Raw genomic sequence first — 17,956 nt, 5'->3', positions numbered from 1 at the left:
CAAATAGATTACTTGTCAGCAAGTAGTTTTGCTGCTGAGCGCATTAGTGCCGGGCCTTTATTCTCACCAAAACCTGAATGGTATGGGTTGGTTGAGAACATCACGCCTACAAAATCACGATCTGGATCGATATAAATAAACTGGCCAAGGTTGCCACTTTTCGACATCGCACCGTCATTGAAGATATAGTCGAATTGATAAGCGTTATAGTCGGCCTTTTCGTTAAAAGCATGAACAGAACCGCTCTCTTTGCTAGTGCCTACGAAGGCTTTTGGATCCCCGCTATTGCGAATACGATCAATTACGGCTTGAGAGATGACAGGCTCATCCGCCACCGCTTTCCAGCTTGGCGTAAACAGAGTGCCCCAGCGCGCCATATCTTCTACTGTTGTCGAAACCAAACCGACGGCAATCGCCATTCCATCTGGCGTTAGGTTGAACTGCATAGGCTGACGGGCATGTACCTTAGACCAAACACGATCTTCAAAGACTTCGGTCCAAGTCTTGTTTTCAATGTTTTCTACTAGCTTGGTCAAAACCATGGTATTGATTGAGGCATAGCGGAAATGATCACCTGCTTTCTCGCCCTCCAGTTTCTGAGCCCCTTTTGCAACATTCATCCATGTTTCCATCTCACCGGTTTTTGCTCTTGGTGAATTGAATGACGCAGCAAAAAAACGTACTACGTCAGAGTCCGGATTCAATATCGATTCAAGCGTTTCTTCGTTGTCTAACGCAGTCGACATGTTGAGCACTTGATGGACAGTGAGATCTTCCCAATTACTCCCTTTTAACTCAGGGATGTAATAAGTAATGTCTTGTTCAGGATCGACTTTACCTTCTTCAACCAACATTGCGACTACTGCGACTACCGTCGTCTTTGCTGTTGATGCCCAAACATGGGTGTCTGTTGGGCTCATTCCTGGGTAAGCCTGATAAACAATTTCACCCTTGTGAATTAACATGAAACCTTGAGTTCGGAACTGCTCGTCCGCTAGGTATTGCTCCATCGTCAACTCACCTTTGGTTTCGGTGTTTACCGTTAATTTAGCAAGGCGTGAATCGATATTTTTAACCAATGGTTTGTATTCAGCATTCGGGGCAGCAAAAGCTGTCGGCATGAATTCACTCATGTGCATGTTGTAGTAAACACTGTGGTCTCCACCCATTTGCCAATGGAAGTTATTGAAGTTTTCGCGGGCAGAATCAACGAAGTCAGGAGAAAAAGATTGGTGAGCATCTTTTACAGGTAGAATAACCTGCGCGCCTTCAATCTTAAGCGCGGCTTCTACTGGGTTTTCTGCAAAAGCCATCTCTGCGAAGACAAGTGATGACACAGCAAGCGATGAAATCGTGAGTGATGAAATAATTAGGGCAATGGGTGTAAGTTTCATATTCTTCTCCTCTTTGGGTTGGGAAAAGTATATTGAGTTACGCTACACTTAATTAGGTCATTTGGTGACATTTATAGGTAAGCACTAACAACAATGAAAGCATCATCGCGCACCACTAACATACTATTGAGCTCTACCAGTAATATTGCCCCATACATTGCGTATTGCGATAAAGAAGCACTTGATTGGCGCGGTGTCGCTATAGAATGTGGTTTGCCACTTGAGCTAACACAATCTAATCAGTGGCTTCCTACGCAAGATTTGATTCGCTTCATTCATGGACTTGAGCGTCAATTTGGTTATTCGATAGGGATTGAGGTCGGTCGTAAAACGTCTCTGGAACAACTGTCACCACAGCTACACCATGAGATAGAGAAATGCACATCGTTAGAGCAAGCCATTCGTTGTTTGATCGCTGAAATGCCTAGTTTGAACAACCACGTCACTATATGGACTGAGTATAGAGACGGCTTGTGGTGGCTATGCCATCGAAGTTGTTATCACCCATCTACATCTGGTTTTGAACAATCCGAGTGGTTTAGATCCCTTACTGTAATTAGCTTATGCCGTAAATTTATAGACAGCAGATGGCAGCCATCACACGCTAAGCTTGTTTCTACAAACAACAAGGCTCGTAAATTACCTAAACACTTCTTTAATTCTGATATTCAGTTTGAACAACAATATGGGGCGATTACGATTCCATTACCTGATGACTATCGTGCAATAACAGAGCAAGACAGCGAATTAAATTGGTACCAGTCAGTCGAAACGTTAATCCAGACCTACGCAATTTTGCCTTGGTTTAACATAGAGTGGTTTGCAACCATGTTGGGAATGACAAAACGAACACTGCAACGAAATCTAAAGAGTGAAAATATCTTCTTTAAAAAAGCCAAAGAACAGGTTCGAGAAGAGAAAGCCAAACAGTTGCTCGAAGAAACAGATCTTTCGGTGCAAGAGATCAGCTGGCAAGTTGGCTACAGTGATTTGAGCAACTTTAATCGTGCTTTCAAAGGTTGGGTTGGCATCACAGCGCCAGAGTACAGGCGCAGCCACTCTCTCCAAAAATCAGCAGAAAGGCAAGAAACATCCCATCATGCTCTAACGTAAAAAATCCGGCTTTATATCCGGATTTTCTATGCGATGAATAACCACAACGACTCGGCTACTTAATCAAGTAAAGCCCTAGCGTTATCGCCCTGCTCATAGATATATATACTAACGGCAGAAAGTGTTTTGATATCGTCTAAGTTAACGAGCAAAGAGTTTATGCCTTTTGTAAGGTTACCATTCAGACGGTCTACCAACAGTCGAACTTTTGCAATATCTTCTCTCGCTTTTGGAACTCGGGTATTCATGAAATTGAACCATTTTTCATTCATATTCCGAGACACTTTTGCTAAGACTTCCGTATTAGTAATAGTGAAAGGCTTATCTAACGTCCCGCCGTCACGTAGAATATCGTAAATAATATGGCCATTCTTTTTGGCTACCATCATATTCTTGGTGTTAAGTTGAAGCTCACCAATATGTCCGTTCTCCATCTCTAGAAAGAACTTTATATCTTTATAACCTGCGTCTGTCGCCCCACAGTTGAATTTAGCGTTTTGACCCTTACTGGTTCCATAACGATCTTTCATTGCTGATTGGTGGTGCTTTAATTTATCGAACTCTGTCGACAAGGCGATAATGGATTTTGCAGCGACCATATCTTGCGAGGTTTCAAACACTATCGTCATACGCGCCGCGTCTTTCAGATCACCAATATCATAGTTACGCTTACGATTGGTAATTTTGTCTAGCGCACCATGAAAATCTTTCACCCCTAGGTAAGCGCCCGGAGGCTGTTTTACAGTTCCATTACATACAGAGGCCACTTTAACTGCATATTCTTTTAGAGCCTCTTGAGCTTCGACCGTTTCCATAAACATCATGAAAAGCTGCTTCTTCTTGAGCGTGGCATTGGCGACTTGATTTCGAGAACCAAAATCGAGGTTTCCGCTGGCCAAGTTTTGACTCGATGATTCATCCAAATAGTTATGGATCTTCTCTTTTTGAGTCATGATGTCGAGGATAACTTGATCTTGCTGCTGGTTAGCGGCATTCATGTACTCGAAGTTTTCCACTTTCTGTTTCAGTGCTTGTAGTTTCTGCTGGTAATCTTTGACGTTAACCAAACGAAACCCTTGAGACATGATCCCTTGCTGATTTATCTTAGCGAGTACGTTTGCTTTGTTCTTTCTGATTTGATCTTGGCTGATCTGAATTTCTTCTGTTGTCGGCATATTTTAGCTCCCTCTTAAATATGCATTTAAAACTGTATTTGCTGACTCGCAATTCCTTTCTCTCCAACGATATTAGTTTATGGATTTGATAATTACATTAGCTAACAACGATAAGCCTATAAAATAAATAAGGTTTGAGAGATGCTTCCCTAAACTCACAGTACAGAATGCACCAACTCTGCCAAATTCGAAGTTAAGTAATATGCCGAGATCCGGTAACAATTATTGGTATCGGGCTGACCTTACGTTATCCTTTACGCAATTCTTCATTGAGAAGTTTGTCACCAACACAAACCTAACTTCAAGACCGATAAGAGTGTTATGAATTCTACTACCGCAACTCCCTCGCCTTCTCTTGGCCGACAACTCTATACAATGACATGGCCAATGCTGTTTGGGGTGCTTTCCCTTATGAGCTTCCAGCTTGTAGACAGTGCTTTTATTGGCCAACTGGGTGTGCTGCCGCTCGCTGTTCAAGGTTTTACACTTCCAATACAGATGATCATCATTGGTATTCAGGTCGGGCTAGGAATCGCAACAACCGCGGTAATTGCAAGAGCCATTGGCGCGAATGAAACGCGCTACGCTAAGCAGCTTGGTGGATTAGTGATTGCGATGGGCAGCGTGAGTGTCGCGCTTTTCTCAGTCATCATTTATCTGCTTCGGGGGCCAATTTTACAGTTGTTGGATGCGCCACCGACGGTATTACCGATCATTGATTCTTATTGGATCTATTGGCTAGCCAGCTCTTGGACAGGTGCACTGCTCTACTTTTTCTACAGTGTGTGTCGTGCCAATGGTAATACCATGCTGCCCGGTTCAATGATGATCGCGACCAGTATCATCAACTTGATATTGGATCCGATTTTCATCTTTACTTTCGACATGGGCATCAATGGAGCAGCCATTGCGACCATTTTAGCGTTCGGTGCGGGCATCTTTATCGTTGCTCCTAAGGTAACTAAGAAACATTGGATGACATTTGACTGGCACGATCTCAACATTGGTAAGAGTGTTCGCTCCATTGGTAACATCATGGGACCAGCGATGATCAGTCAGCTGCTGCCACCCGTTTCATCAATGTTTGCCACTAAGCTGCTTGCTAGCTATGGCACCGCTGCCGTTGCTGCTTGGGCGTTGGGTTCACGTTTTGAATTCTTCTCGATTGTCGCCGTGTTAGCACTTACTATGTCGATGCCTCCAATGATTGGCCGCATGTTAGGAGAGAACAACCTCGAAAACATACGTAAGCTCGTTAAGATTGCAGTGATGTTCGTATTGGGTTTCCAGTTGGTGATAGCGTTAGTGACTTGGTTGTTCTCTGGTGGGCTAGCAAACCTTATGACCAGTGAAAGCGAAGTATCGACGATTTTGAACTATCACCTACTGATCGTGCCTATTAGCTTAGGGCCACTGGGAATCTGTATGCTGATGGTTTCTGTCTCGAACGCTCTGGGTAAGTCTTACACCGCCTTGACGATTTCAGCGCTACGCCTGTTCGCTTTCTTCTTACCTTGCTTATGGGTTGGTTCGCAGCTTGCTGGTATTGAAGGCCTGTTCTGGGGCGCAATGGTAGGTAATGTGCTTGCCGGAACATGTGCATGGTTTATGTACCAACGCGCACTTGGGCAAGTCGAGGCTAAACTTGCTAATTAACCAGTTAGCGAACTAAACGGCTTACCAGCTAAACCACCAGAAAATTATTGAACGAAAAAGCAGCCACTTAGGCTGCTTTTTTAATACCTAAGTTCTAATTTACATCCCTTCCGATGACCACCTTTTACGAATATAACCTCTCTAATCCAGCCTTGCTTTCAATTGAACAAAATTCCAATCAACCATCATCTTATTCTCGGAACGAATGCTTAATTGCCATTCATCTAAAACATCAATCGAGCCAATTTTTAAGCACCCTTTAGAACTTGTTCTAGATCATCTAAACATTCAAAAACGCAGCCTTTGGTTTTAAATATGTAAACTTTGATAGGGTTTAAGAAATTAAACCTGATTTGGCTACCTTAAGTGATCTTGTTCAAATTCCACTCTTGATTTAGGTCTTAATTTTGATTTTTGTTGATGTTTTGAACGCTTTTTGTCGGTTTACAGAAGTTTACTGCATCTTGCCGAAATACCACCAAAGGAGTAGATTTCAGTCATTGAGTTCAAAAATGTAAACCGAAATCATGAATGTAAAACAAGTTCGATTCACCGATGAAGACAGAGAGTGCTTAAGCAATTACTTCCGCTTGGCAGACACGATTGCCGATTTGATTGGCCCCTACTGTGAAGTAGTCATCCATTCATTTGAAAGCTTAGAAAACTCAGTCGTGAAGATCGTCAATGGTCATCATACGGGGCGTGAAATTGGTTCACCGATCACCGATTTAGGTTTACGCATGTGGAGTGCATTCGAGAAAACTGGCGAAGTTTCTCCAAAAAGCTATTTCACCAACGCAGCAGACGGGTCCCTACTGAAATCGACTACCTGTGTATTGGCTGGTCCGCAACAAAAGCCGATCGGCATGCTGTGTATCAACATGAACTTATCTTTCCCATTCCCAGAAATCGTCAAAACGCTGATGCCGCAATGCAATGTGCCGCAAGCCATTGTCAGCGAGACATTCAGCAACAATGCGAACGACGTGATTCAACAAGCATTGAGTTCAACCATTAAAGAGGTTGATCAAGACGAGTCGGTTTCTTCCAAAGGTCGCAATAAAGCCATCATTCGTTGTTTATTTGATAACGGCGTATTTGAGCTAAAAGAGACGACTACACAAGTATCAGAGCAACTTGGGATCAGCCGACAGGCGGTTTACAAGTTTATCCGTGAATTTAAATCAGAATAAAACCAATAATTTAGGAGTTACATCGTGAAACAGATCATTGCCACTGAACAAGCACCTGCAGCTATCGGCCCTTACTCACAAGGTACGTCTTACGGCGACATGGTTTATACATCAGGTCAATTACCTCTCGTTCCAGAAACCATGCAGTTTGTTGAGGGCGGTATTAAAGAGCAGGCTCGTCAGTCTCTTGAAAATTTAAAAGCCGTATTAGAAGCCAGCAATGCGGGATTAGACACAGTGTTGAAAACAACCTGCTTCCTATCAGACATGGAAAACTTCGTAGCCTTTAACGAAGTGTACACCGAAGTGTTTGGTACAGAGAACGCACCTGCTCGCTCTTGTGTTGAAGCAGCACGACTACCAAAAGACGCACTGGTTGAAGTTGAAGCCATCGCATACAGAAAATAACCGACTTAGGTATTAATGGGTATCATAGGAGATTCTCATGAGCGTTTCATTTATTGCTTTAAGCATACTGTTCTTTGGGTTCTACGCACTGTTGTCGAATTTCAAAAAGCAAAAGAAAAGTTTTAACTTCCGCGTACTGAGTGCGCTTGCTGCTGGCTTACTGTTCGGTGGCGCAATTCAACTTGTTTTCGGTGTCGGTAACGTAGCAACCTCAGGCTTTGCTGAACTGATTTCCGTGTTCGGTAAAGGCTACATCAAACTTCTACAAATGATCGTTATCCCGCTAGTATTTGTGGCGATGATCTCTTCGATCATGAACGTTGAAGGCGGCGGCGCGCTATCTCGTATTGCACCAAAAATCATCGGTATTCTACTTTTCACTTGTGCAATCTCAGCAGCAGTTGGTATCGCAAGTATTTACCTATTTGGTATCGATGCGAACGCGCTAGTAAGCACTATCGGCACAAACAGTGCAATTGAAGCTCGTGGTGATTCACTGGTAGCAACACAAGATGCAATGGCAAGTAGTGGCCTGTCTGGTATGGCTCTATCTATCATTCCAACCAACATCTTCGACATGCTAACCGGCTCTCAACGTACTTCTACGCTATCGACTGTACTGTTCGGTATGTTCCTAGGCTTCTGTATCCTTCAAGTGAAAAACCGTAAGCCAGAGAAAGTACAAAACTTCGTTGATTTCATCAATGCAGCAAAAGAAGTGGTTCTTTCAATGGTTCGTGAAATCCTGAAGCTAACGCCTTACGGTGTATTCGCTCTGATGACCACGTTCATGATGACGAATGACCTATTCGCACTAGCTGAAATGGGCCGCTTCCTTCTAGCAAGCTACGTAGCAATTGGCGTAATGTTCGGCATCCACTTCGTCATGGTGTCAATGTTCGGTCTTTCTCCTGCTAAGTTCATGAAGAAAATCTGGCCAGTGTTGGTGTTCGGCTTCGGTTCTCGCTCAAGCATGGCAGCTATCCCGCTAAACGTTGAAACACAAACTCAGCGCCTAGGTGTAGATGAAGAAACCGCAAACATGTCAGCGACATTTGGTACCAGTATCGGCCAAAACGGTTGTGCGGGTATCTACCCAGCAATGCTCGCTATTATGGCAGCACAAGTCATGGGTATGCCTGTAGATTTAAGCTTCATCCTACAACTGATAGCTGTTATCGCAATTGCTTCATTCGGTATCGCAGGTGTCGGTGGCGGTGCAACGTTCGCAGCTGTAGCTGTACTAACCATCATGGGGCTAGATATCACAGTGGTTGCGATTCTAGTGTCTATTGAAGCACTGATTGATATGGCGCGTACTGCACTAAACATCTCTGGCTCTATGTTGTCTGGTGTACTAACGGCTAAGAAGAACGGTTCACTAAACACTGAACAATACGACGCTGACGTGAGTGCAACCACAGCAAAAGAAGCAGCAGTATAATTCTCAAACTTAATTAAGAGCATTCCACTTGAGTGCTCTTCTGTTTTTCCTGAGTTCAGGTTATTTAGGTAGTAAATATGAAAGTTGTTGTTATAGGCGGTAGCGCCGCTGGTATGAGTTTCGCAGCAAAGTACAAACGTAATCAGCCATCAGACGAAGTCATCGTTCTAGATAAGCGTAGTTACATCTCATTTGGTGCATGTGGATTACCTTACTTTGCGGGCGGCATGTTTGATGATACAGAACGAATGATCTCTCGTACGCCAGAGCAAGCTATCAAATCTGGTTTAGATGTTCGTGTAGAAACGGAAATGGTGTCGTTCGACCGAACTGAAAAACAAATTACGGTGCGTCACCAAAACGTAGAGAGCACTATCGATTACGATATGTTGGTGATTGCGACAGGCGCACGTCCAATTGTGCCTTCATTCGGTGAATTCAATCCAGAACACGTATATACGCTGACAAGCATGGAAGACGGCTTAGCAGTTAAAGAAGCATTAAAGGACAATAACAAGCAGCGAGTATGTATTATTGGTGCAGGCTTTATTGGCCTTGAAGTGTTTGATGCGGCACATGGCTTAGACAAGCAAGTGACGATTATTGAGCGTGAACAGCACATCATGAGCCGTCAGTTCAGCCCAGAAATCATTGATGTAGTCGAAGGTGCGATTCGTGAATCAGGAGCAGAGCTTAAAACCGGTTGCAGCGTATCTGCTATTCGTGATGCTGAGCAAGGTGGTTACATCGTAAAAACAGATAACGGTTCTGTAGAGGCTGACATCGTGATCCTATCACTTGGCTTCAAACCAAACACTGAAGCATTTGAATTACCAAAAACAACAAACGGCGCTCTGTTAGTGAATGAATATGGTGCTACTGAAGACGCTTACATCTACGCTGTTGGCGACTGTGCAGTTGTCCATCATATGGCACTAGGCAAACCAGTTTATGTACCATTAGCAACCACAGCCAATAAGCAAGCACGCATGATGGCAGACAAGCTCGCAGGTAAAGACACTTATATATCAGGCTTCTTAGGTTCGTCTTGCTTGAAAGTACTCGATTATGAACTAGCGTGTACTGGCGTATCTGAACTTCTAGCTAAAGAACACAGCTTAGATGTGAAAGTATCGACCATTTCAGATAAAAACCAAACCGATTACTATCCAGGTCAAGAAGACATCAACGTAAAACTGGTTTATCACCCAAAAACTAAGGTTCTACTTGGTGGCGAGATCGTGGGTAAGAAAGGAGCGGTAGGTCGTATCAATGCTCTTGCTGTCGCTATCACCGCGAAGATGACCACTCAACAGCTTGGTTACATGGACTTCTGCTACGCTCCACCATTCGCACGTACTTGGGATGCTCTAAACGTGGCTGGTAATGTAGCGAAATAGGCACACTTTACCCACACATTCCAAGAAACACTCGATCAAACACCAAAGCAGAGTGATTACGCTCTGCTTTTTTAGTGCTTAACGACAAGACACAGATGTTGAATCAACAGATAATCTGCTGTTTCGAAGTATTCGAACGTTCTTTTACCAAATTTAAAACGTAAAAAAGCCCGCTGATTTCTCAACGGGCTTTTCAATGGTGGTGGAGGGATAGGGATTTGAACCCTAGAACCGCTATTAACGGTTGCCGGTTTTCAAGACCGGTGCTTTCGACCACTCAGCCATCCCTCCAACAAATTGTCATCAACAGATTTGTGCACTGTTGAAGTTGTTACTTGCTATGCAAATAACGATACCTTTTGTCTTCACTTTTTAAAAAGTGAAAATAAATAGGAGCCTGGCGATGTCCTACTCTCACATGGGGAAACCCCACACTACCATCGGCGCTATTGTGTTTCACTTCTGAGTTCGGCATGGAATCAGGTGGGTCCACAATGCTATGGTCGCCAAGCAAATTTTGCTTTTACTTTCAGTTTTTTAAAAACTGAAGGAAAAATAATCTGGAAAGCTTATTTAAAAGTTATATCTCTTCAAACGCATTCAAGGTCTGGTACATCTGAGTCCACAAAACCCCTTGGGTGTTGTATGGTTAAGCCTCACGGGCAATTAGTACAGGTTAGCTCAATGCCTCGCAGCACTTACACACCCTGCCTATCAACGTCGTAGTCTACGACAACCCTTTAGGACACTTATAGTGCCAGGGAAAACTCATCTCAAGGCTCGCTTCCCGCTTAGATGCTTTCAGCGGTTATCGATTCCGAACTTAGCTACCGGGCAATGCCATTGGCATGACAACCCGAACACCAGAGGTTCGTCCACTCCGGTCCTCTCGTACTAGGAGCAGCCCCTTTCAATTTTCCAACGCCCACGGCAGATAGGGACCGAACTGTCTCACGACGTTCTAAACCCAGCTCGCGTACCACTTTAAATGGCGAACAGCCATACCCTTGGGACCGACTTCAGCCCCAGGATGTGATGAGCCGACATCGAGGTGCCAAACACCGCCGTCGATATGAACTCTTGGGCGGTATCAGCCTGTTATCCCCGGAGTACCTTTTATCCGTTGAGCGATGGCCCTTCCATTCAGAACCACCGGATCACTATGACCTGCTTTCGCACCTGCTCGAATTGTCATTCTCGCAGTCAAGCGGGCTTATGCCATTGCACTAACCACACGATGTCCAACCGTGTTTAGCCCACCTTCGTGCTCCTCCGTTACTCTTTGGGAGGAGACCGCCCCAGTCAAACTACCCACCAGGCACTGTCCGTAATCCCGATTCAGGGACCAACGTTAGAACATCAAAACTACAAGGGTGGTATTTCAAGGACGACTCCATCACATCTAGCGACGCAATTTCATAGTCTCCCACCTATCCTACACATGTAGGTTCAATGTTCAGTGCCAAGCTGTAGTAAAGGTTCACGGGGTCTTTCCGTCTAGCCGCGGGTACACTGCATCTTCACAGCGATTTCAATTTCACTGAGTCTCGGGTGGAGACAGCGTGGCCATCATTACGCCATTCGTGCAGGTCGGAACTTACCCGACAAGGAATTTCGCTACCTTAGGACCGTTATAGTTACGGCCGCCGTTTACCGGGGCTTCGATCAAGAGCTTCGTCCGAAGACTAACCCCATCAATTAACCTTCCGGCACCGGGCAGGCGTCACACCGTATACGTCATCTTACGATTTTGCACAGTGCTGTGTTTTTAATAAACAGTTGCAGCCACCTGGTATCTGCGACTCTCGTCTGCTCCATCCGCAAGGGACTTCACTGATAAGAGCGTACCTTCTCCCGAAGTTACGGTACCATTTTGCCTAGTTCCTTCACCCGAGTTCTCTCAAGCGCCTTGGTATTCTCTACCCGACCACCTGTGTCGGTTTGGGGTACGATTCCTTACAATCTGAAGCTTAGAGGCTTTTCCTGGAAGCATGGCATCAATGACTTCACTACCGTAGTAGCTCGACATCGTATCTCAGCGTTAGTAGTGGTCCGGATTTACCTAAACCACCCGCCTACATACTTGAACCTGGACAACCGTCGCCAGGCCCACCTAGCCTTCTCCGTCCCCCCATCGCAATTGTAAGAAGTACGGGAATATTAACCCGTTTCCCATCGACTACGCCTTTCGGCCTCGCCTTAGGAGTCGACTTACCCTGCCCCGATTAACGTTGGACAGGAACCCTTGGTCTTCCGGCGAGGGAGTTTTTCACTCCCTTTATCGTTACTCATGTCAGCATTCGCACTTCTGATACCTCCAGCAGCCCTTACAGACCACCTTCAACGGCTTACAGAACGCTCCCCTACCCCACATACCCTAAGGTACGTAGCCGCAGCTTCGGTGTATAGCTTAGCCCCGTTACATCTTCCGCGCAGGCCGACTCGACCAGTGAGCTATTACGCTTTCTTTAAATGATGGCTGCTTCTAAGCCAACATCCTGGCTGTCTGAGCCTTCCCACATCGTTTCCCACTTAGCTATACTTTGGGACCTTAGCTGGCGGTCTGGGTTGTTTCCCTCTCCACGACGGACGTTAGCACCCGCCGTGTGTCTCCCGGATAGTACTTACTGGTATTCGGAGTTTGCAAAGGGTTGGTAAGTCGGGATGACCCCCTAGCCTTAACAGTGCTCTACCCCCAGTAGTATTCGTCCGAGGCGCTACCTAAATAGCTTTCGGGGAGAACCAGCTATCTCCAGGTTTGATTGGCCTTTCACCCCTAGCCACAAGTCATCCGCTAATTTTTCAACATTAGTCGGTTCGGTCCTCCAGTTGATGTTACTCAACCTTCAACCTGCCCATGGCTAGATCACCTGGTTTCGGGTCTAATCCTAGCAACTGTACGCCCAGTTAAGACTCGGTTTCCCTACGGCTCCCCTAAACGGTTAACCTTGCTACTAAAATTAAGTCGCTGACCCATTATACAAAAGGTACGCAGTCACACCACGAAGGTGCTCCTACTGCTTGTACGTACACGGTTTCAGGTTCTATTTCACTCCCCTCACAGGGGTTCTTTTCGCCTTTCCCTCACGGTACTGGTTCACTATCGGTCAGTCAGTAGTATTTAGCCTTGGAGGATGGTCCCCCCATATTCAGACAGGATATCACGTGTCCCGCCCTACTCGTTTTCACTGATTATGATGTGTCGGTTACGGGGCTATCACCCTTTATTGCGAGACTTTCCAGACTCTTCACCTGCATCATTAAAAGCTTAAGGGCTAATCCAATTTCGCTCGCCGCTACTTTCGGAATCTCGGTTGATTTCTCTTCCTCGGGGTACTTAGATGTTTCAGTTCCCCCGGTTTGCCTCCTGTTGCTATGTATTCACAACAGGATACGTGCTTATGCACGTGGGTTTCCCCATTCGGAAATCCCAGACTCAAAAGGTTATTACTACCTAATCTGGGCTTATCGCAAGTTATTACGTCCTTCATCGCCTCTGACTGCCAAGGCATCCACCGTGTACGCTTAGTCACTTAACCATACAACCCGAAAGGGTCTCTGTTTTACTTTCACTTTTGAAAAGTGAAAACAAACTAGTATGGCAACTAACCAAGGTTTTTGGTTGTCATCAAGAAGGGTTAATTCCTGATAACTGTTTGCCGGACTCAATTTACTTCTTGTTTCCACTTTTTAATAAAAAGTAGAATCAAAAAATGAACAATCATTTCTGATCATTCGAATACAAGACACTTGAATGTGTTTGTTGTGTTTATGCCGTTCTTATTAAATAAGAGCAGATAAACATTGAGAACTTTTAAATTTGATTTAAATAACTTCGTTATTCAAATCAGTCAGCTTTCCAAATTGTTAAAGAGCAAGAGTTTTTCGAGTTTTAAACTTTCAAAACCATTTTTAAAAACTCTCATTAGACTGTTGTCATCAAAGAATGTTTAAAGATGGTGGGCGATACCGGGCTCGAACCAGTGACCCCCTGCTTGTAAGGCAGGTGCTCTCCCAACTGAGCTAATCGCCCATGATAGTTCTTTTGTCTTCACTTTCAAAAAGTGAAAATAAAAGCCATTCTTCATGGAGAAAGAATGGTGGAGCTATGCGGGATCGAACCGCAGACCTCCTGCGTGCAAGGCAGGCGCTCTCCCAGCTGAGCTATAGCCCCATATTTTTATTTCCTTGGGAGGAAATGGTGGGCGATACCGGGCTCGAACCAGTGACCCCCTGCTTGTAAGGCAGGTGCTCTCCCAACTGAGCTAATCGCCCCAAATCTTTATTTCCTTGGGAGGAAATGGTGGGTCGTGCAGGATTCGAACCTGCGACCAATTGATTAAAAGTCAACTGCTCTACCAACTGAGCTAACGACCCTTTTTACTTCTTGAAGGAAGTGGTATCCCGTAGGGGAGTCGAACCCCTGTTACCGCCGTGAAAGGGCGGTGTCCTAGGCCTCTAGACGAACGGGACACTGCAATTTATCTCTACTTTAAAAAGTAGAAACAAACTTTGAAGAACCTTGGGAGTTCTTCTTCTCTTTGCTTTTCTAAACCTAATCAATCTGTGTGGACACTCATCGTGACTATCTTCGTATAAGGAGGTGATCCAGCCCCAGGTTCCCCTAGGGCTACCTTGTTACGACTTCACCCCAGTCATGAACCACAAAGTGGTGAGCGTCCTCCCCGAAAGGTTAAACTACCCACTTCTTTTGCAGCCCACTCCCATGGTGTGACGGGCGGTGTGTACAAGGCCCGGGAACGTATTCACCGTGACATTCTGATTCACGATTACTAGCGATTCCGACTTCATGGAGTCGAGTTGCAGACTCCAATCCGGACTACGACGCACTTTTTGGGATTCGCTCACTATCGCTAGCTTGCTGCCCTCTGTATGCGCCATTGTAGCACGTGTGTAGCCCTACTCGTAAGGGCCATGATGACTTGACGTCGTCCCCACCTTCCTCCGGTTTATCACCGGCAGTCTCCCTGGAGTTCCCGACATTACTCGCTGGCAAACAAGGATAAGGGTTGCGCTCGTTGCGGGACTTAACCCAACATTTCACAACACGAGCTGACGACAGCCATGCAGCACCTGTCTCAGAGCTCCCGAAGGCACACCTGCGTCTCCGCTGGCTTCTCTGGATGTCAAGAGTAGGTAAGGTTCTTCGCGTTGCATCGAATTAAACCACATGCTCCACCGCTTGTGCGGGCCCCCGTCAATTCATTTGAGTTTTAATCTTGCGACCGTACTCCCCAGGCGGTCTACTTAACGCGTTAGCTCCGAAAGCCACGGCTCAAGGCCACAACCTCCAAGTAGACATCGTTTACGGCGTGGACTACCAGGGTATCTAATCCTGTTTGCTCCCCACGCTTTCGCATCTGAGTGTCAGTGTCTGTCCAGGGGGCCGCCTTCGCCACTGGTATTCCTTCAGATCTCTACGCATTTCACCGCTACACCTGAAATTCTACCCCCCTCTACAGCACTCTAGTTCACCAGTTTCAAATGCAGTTCCGAGGTTGAGCCCCGGGCTTTCACATCTGACTTAATGAACCACCTGCATGCGCTTTACGCCCAGTAATTCCGATTAACGCTCGCACCCTCCGTATTACCGCGGCTGCTGGCACGGAGTTAGCCGGTGCTTCTTCTGTTGCTAACGTCAAGATGCGCAGCTATTAACTACACACCCTTCCTCACAACTGAAAGTACTTTACAACCCGAAGGCCTTCTTCATACACGCGGCATGGCTGCATCAGGCTTTCGCCCATTGTGCAATATTCCCCACTGCTGCCTCCCGTAGGAGTCTGGACCGTGTCTCAGTTCCAGTGTGGCTGATCATCCTCTCAGACCAGCTAGGGATCGTCGCCTTGGTGAGCCATTACCTCACCAACTAGCTAATCCCACCTAGGCATATATTGACGCGAGAGGTCCGAAGATCCCCCTCTTTGGCCCGTAGGCATTATGCGGTATTAGCCATCGTTTCCAATGGTTATCCCCCACATCAAGGCAATTTCCTAGGCATTACTCACCCGTCCGCCGCTCGACGCCCATTAACGCACCCGAAGGATTGTTAGTGTCGTTTCCGCTCGACTTGCATGTGTTAGGCCTGCCGCCAGCGTTCAATCTGAGCCATGATCAAACTCTTCAATTTAAGATTTTGTGACTCAACGAATACTGACTTCAAAACTAATATTCATTCGCCTATTCGAAAATAAACAAAGAACATGTAATTCTAAAGCTATTACCATTCCAACAGAATGGTAATGAATTGACTGTGCCAAATAACCCCTCTCTATATAGAAAGTAATTATTCGTATTGGTCACTCAGCTCATTGAAATCAAGTTTGTTACCGAAGTAACTGTTTTACCCAAAGGATAAAACGTTTTGATATTCATCAACGAGTGCCCACACAGATTGATAGGTTTAAATTGTTAAAGAGCTTTGCTTGTCGAAACTTTCTTTTTACAAAGAAACCCTTGAAAGCGGACGTGAATTCTAGCGATTTAATCTTAAGTGTCAAACACTTTTTAAAATTAATTTCTTTCGAACTTTCCGTCTTACTGATTACCGCTGAAGCCTTGTGGCGTCTGCCGTGTCAGTGAGGCGGCATTATAGAGATCATCGTAAACATGGCAACCCATTTTTTGATAAAAATTCAAAAAAGTTGCTTAAGCGTCTACTTTTACGTCAAAACCCTCTTTCATAGGCCAAAGTTAATACAATCAAGAGCATATAACTTAGAATTTCGCGACTAGATCTTTCGAAAATGCCTTTATATCCAGTTCGATACTCCACTTTTCACTCAGCTCCACTATGTTATCTAGCGATTGCTGAACCGTTTTTATCGTCAATGTATTGTTATCTAGGTCATATACCTGTTTTTGCGTAGTGTAATAGAAGTAAAGGATCGTCAGTGCTTCTCGATCGCCTTGCTCAGCTTTCGGTTGAATACGCTTGAGCTTGCGATAGATTTGATTGTGAGTTTGTTTAAGGTTCCACACATAAAGTGCTTCCTTAAAGTAATCATGCCCTTTCACACGACTCGCGATAAAGGCATTCAGTGCGACTGATAAAAACACCCCGAGTACATTCAAATGGAAATTGCCTGTCGCTTCCCCAGTAACTGATCCAACTGAACCAAAAAGTTCAATCAGAATGCTACCGAATACGATGGCAAACAAGGCGAGTGACCCAACCAATGAAACCAACAGTAGGTTCATCTTCTTTTTATATTCTTCTTTATTAATCTTCTGTAACTTCATCGACTACTTCCTTATGTAAGTCACCTGATAATTTGCGCATACTATCTATGTAAACCTTGGGTCGCTTCAACCTTTACCATCTTGTAATGTGGTCACTCTCTATTTAATACGTAGAGTTCTTCTGATCAGTACTATACATAACTCCATTTGACTTCATTAATAGAAAAGAGTTACATACCGCCATAAATTTTGGTTATTCATCAATTCATGTTGATAAAGCCTGTTTCACTTTATCACATACTGACAAGGTACATTCCATGCGTTCATTTGTATTACGCGCTCGCGCAGCCCCTACAGAGAGTAAACTTATCTTAGAAGGTGTTGGTCAAGATGCTCATACCGAGATTCTGGCTCATACTCTGATGAACACGATCTTCGTTGCTCAATCTCACCGTGAGAATGTGACCGTGCACCTTGTGTTAGAAAGTACTAAAGACTTTTCACGTACCATTACATTCGATTCAAACGAGATCACCAACATTGGTGGCTTTCATGAATCGGCATTGTTATCAGCGGTAGTAAGAGCGGTTGACGCTTCTCAAGGTATGACAAAAGAACAGACACGTCAGGTTGAAGCTGGCATCACTGTTCGTACAATGAGCTTTGAAAAATTGGTTAAAGAACTGGCTGAAGACCATCAGCTGTACATGATGGATAAGAAAGGCGATTTTATCCGTGATGCCGAGATTGCGGAAAACCCATGTTTCCTTCTAACTGACCATATCCCTATGCCGAAGAAAAGCTACAACAGCTTAAAGCGTTTAGGGACAGAGAAAATCAGCTTAGGTCCAAACATGCTGTTTGCTTCTCAGTGTGTTGTATTGATCAACAATGAGCTAGATATAAGAGGCTTTTGATTTTTAATCATTACCTCAAACATAATCTTGTTCTTAAGCCCGGCATTCTGTCG

The 17,956-nt window shown here is 44.9% G+C and carries 10 protein-coding genes, 6 tRNA genes and 3 rRNA genes; 7 read left to right on the top strand and 12 right to left on the bottom strand.

The genetic code is table 11. The features are described 5' to 3' along the window. Positions 1-8: 8 nt before the first annotated feature. Positions 9-1,394 carry a serine hydrolase domain-containing protein gene (locus OCV36_RS17710; protein ID WP_135458364.1) on the bottom strand — a complete coding sequence of 462 codons (1,386 nt, stop codon included), beginning with the start codon at positions 1,392-1,394 and terminating at the stop codon, positions 9-11. Between the two features lie 93 nt (positions 1,395-1,487). On the opposite strand from OCV36_RS17710, the gene OCV36_RS17705 reads away from it, so the two are divergent. After that, complete coding sequence (locus tag OCV36_RS17705; protein WP_135458366.1) at positions 1,488-2,507, top strand: helix-turn-helix domain-containing protein; 1,020 nt, start codon at positions 1,488-1,490, stop codon at positions 2,505-2,507. Between the two features lie 59 nt (positions 2,508-2,566). On the opposite strand, the gene OCV36_RS17700 is transcribed toward OCV36_RS17705, so the two are convergent. Then, positions 2,567-3,682 (bottom strand): hypothetical protein, encoded by a 1,116-nt coding sequence (locus OCV36_RS17700; protein WP_135458368.1) that lies wholly within the window; start codon positions 3,680-3,682, stop codon positions 2,567-2,569. A gap of 321 nt (positions 3,683-4,003) precedes the next feature. On the opposite strand from OCV36_RS17700, the gene OCV36_RS17695 reads away from it, so the two are divergent. The 5 genes from OCV36_RS17695 to OCV36_RS17675 all read left to right on the top strand — a co-directional run bounded on the left by OCV36_RS17695 (position 4,004) and on the right by OCV36_RS17675 (position 9,783). Continuing rightward, positions 4,004-5,338, top strand: a complete 1,335-nt coding sequence (locus OCV36_RS17695) for an MATE family efflux transporter (RefSeq protein WP_135458369.1) — start codon at positions 4,004-4,006, stop codon at positions 5,336-5,338. A 527-nt stretch (positions 5,339-5,865) separates the two neighbouring features. After that, the gene (locus OCV36_RS17690; RefSeq protein WP_181257031.1) at positions 5,866-6,531 is read left to right on the top strand and encodes a helix-turn-helix transcriptional regulator; all 666 of its coding nucleotides are present in this window, start codon (positions 5,866-5,868) and stop codon (positions 6,529-6,531) included. Between the two features lie 24 nt (positions 6,532-6,555). Then, complete coding sequence (locus tag OCV36_RS17685; protein ID WP_135458371.1) at positions 6,556-6,939, top strand: RidA family protein; 384 nt, start codon at positions 6,556-6,558, stop codon at positions 6,937-6,939. A gap of 37 nt (positions 6,940-6,976) precedes the next feature. Then, positions 6,977-8,383, top strand: coding sequence for a cation:dicarboxylate symporter family transporter (locus OCV36_RS17680; protein WP_135458373.1), 1,407 nt, complete (start codon positions 6,977-6,979; stop codon positions 8,381-8,383). A 77-nt stretch (positions 8,384-8,460) separates the two neighbouring features. Next, the gene (locus OCV36_RS17675) at positions 8,461-9,783 is read left to right on the top strand and encodes a CoA-disulfide reductase (protein WP_135458375.1); all 1,323 of its coding nucleotides are present in this window, start codon (positions 8,461-8,463) and stop codon (positions 9,781-9,783) included. A gap of 200 nt (positions 9,784-9,983) precedes the next feature. Here the strand turns inward: OCV36_RS17675 and OCV36_RS17670 are convergent. The 10 genes from OCV36_RS17670 to OCV36_RS17625 form a co-directional block, all read right to left on the bottom strand. Next, positions 9,984-10,074 (bottom strand) — tRNA-Ser (locus tag OCV36_RS17670). Between the two features lie 104 nt (positions 10,075-10,178). Next, positions 10,179-10,294 (bottom strand): 5S ribosomal RNA (rrf, locus tag OCV36_RS17665). Positions 10,295-10,428: 134 nt separating this feature from the next. Then, positions 10,429-13,322: ribosomal RNA gene (locus tag OCV36_RS17660) — 23S ribosomal RNA — on the bottom strand. A gap of 418 nt (positions 13,323-13,740) precedes the next feature. Beyond that, positions 13,741-13,816, bottom strand: a tRNA-Val gene (locus OCV36_RS17655). 65 nt (positions 13,817-13,881) lie between these two features. Then, positions 13,882-13,957 (bottom strand) — tRNA-Ala (locus tag OCV36_RS17650). Between the two features lie 25 nt (positions 13,958-13,982). Beyond that, positions 13,983-14,058, bottom strand: a tRNA-Val gene (locus OCV36_RS17645). 26 nt (positions 14,059-14,084) lie between these two features. Beyond that, positions 14,085-14,160 (bottom strand) — tRNA-Lys (locus tag OCV36_RS17640). A 20-nt stretch (positions 14,161-14,180) separates the two neighbouring features. Beyond that, a tRNA-Glu gene (locus OCV36_RS17635) sits at positions 14,181-14,256 on the bottom strand. A 123-nt stretch (positions 14,257-14,379) separates the two neighbouring features. Beyond that, positions 14,380-15,934: ribosomal RNA gene (locus tag OCV36_RS17630) — 16S ribosomal RNA — on the bottom strand. The 16S, 23S and 5S rRNA genes sit together here with 6 tRNA genes alongside, the layout of an rRNA operon. Before the next feature lie 587 nt (positions 15,935-16,521). Further along, positions 16,522-17,046 carry a DUF3087 family protein gene (locus tag OCV36_RS17625; protein ID WP_135457111.1) on the bottom strand — a complete coding sequence of 175 codons (525 nt, stop codon included), beginning with the start codon at positions 17,044-17,046 and terminating at the stop codon, positions 16,522-16,524. A 257-nt stretch (positions 17,047-17,303) separates the two neighbouring features. Between OCV36_RS17625 and trmY the strand changes: the two genes are divergently transcribed. Further along, positions 17,304-17,903, top strand: a complete 600-nt coding sequence (gene trmY / locus OCV36_RS17620) for a tRNA (pseudouridine(54)-N(1))-methyltransferase TrmY (protein WP_054546299.1) — start codon at positions 17,304-17,306, stop codon at positions 17,901-17,903. Positions 17,904-17,956 lie beyond the last annotated feature (53 nt).

The organism is Vibrio echinoideorum (assembly GCF_024347455.1).
GTDB classification, from domain to species: Bacteria; Pseudomonadota; Gammaproteobacteria; order Enterobacterales; family Vibrionaceae; genus Vibrio; species Vibrio echinoideorum.
The sequence above is the reverse complement of the archived record's forward strand: the minus strand, read 5'-3'. Positions and strand labels throughout refer to the sequence as shown.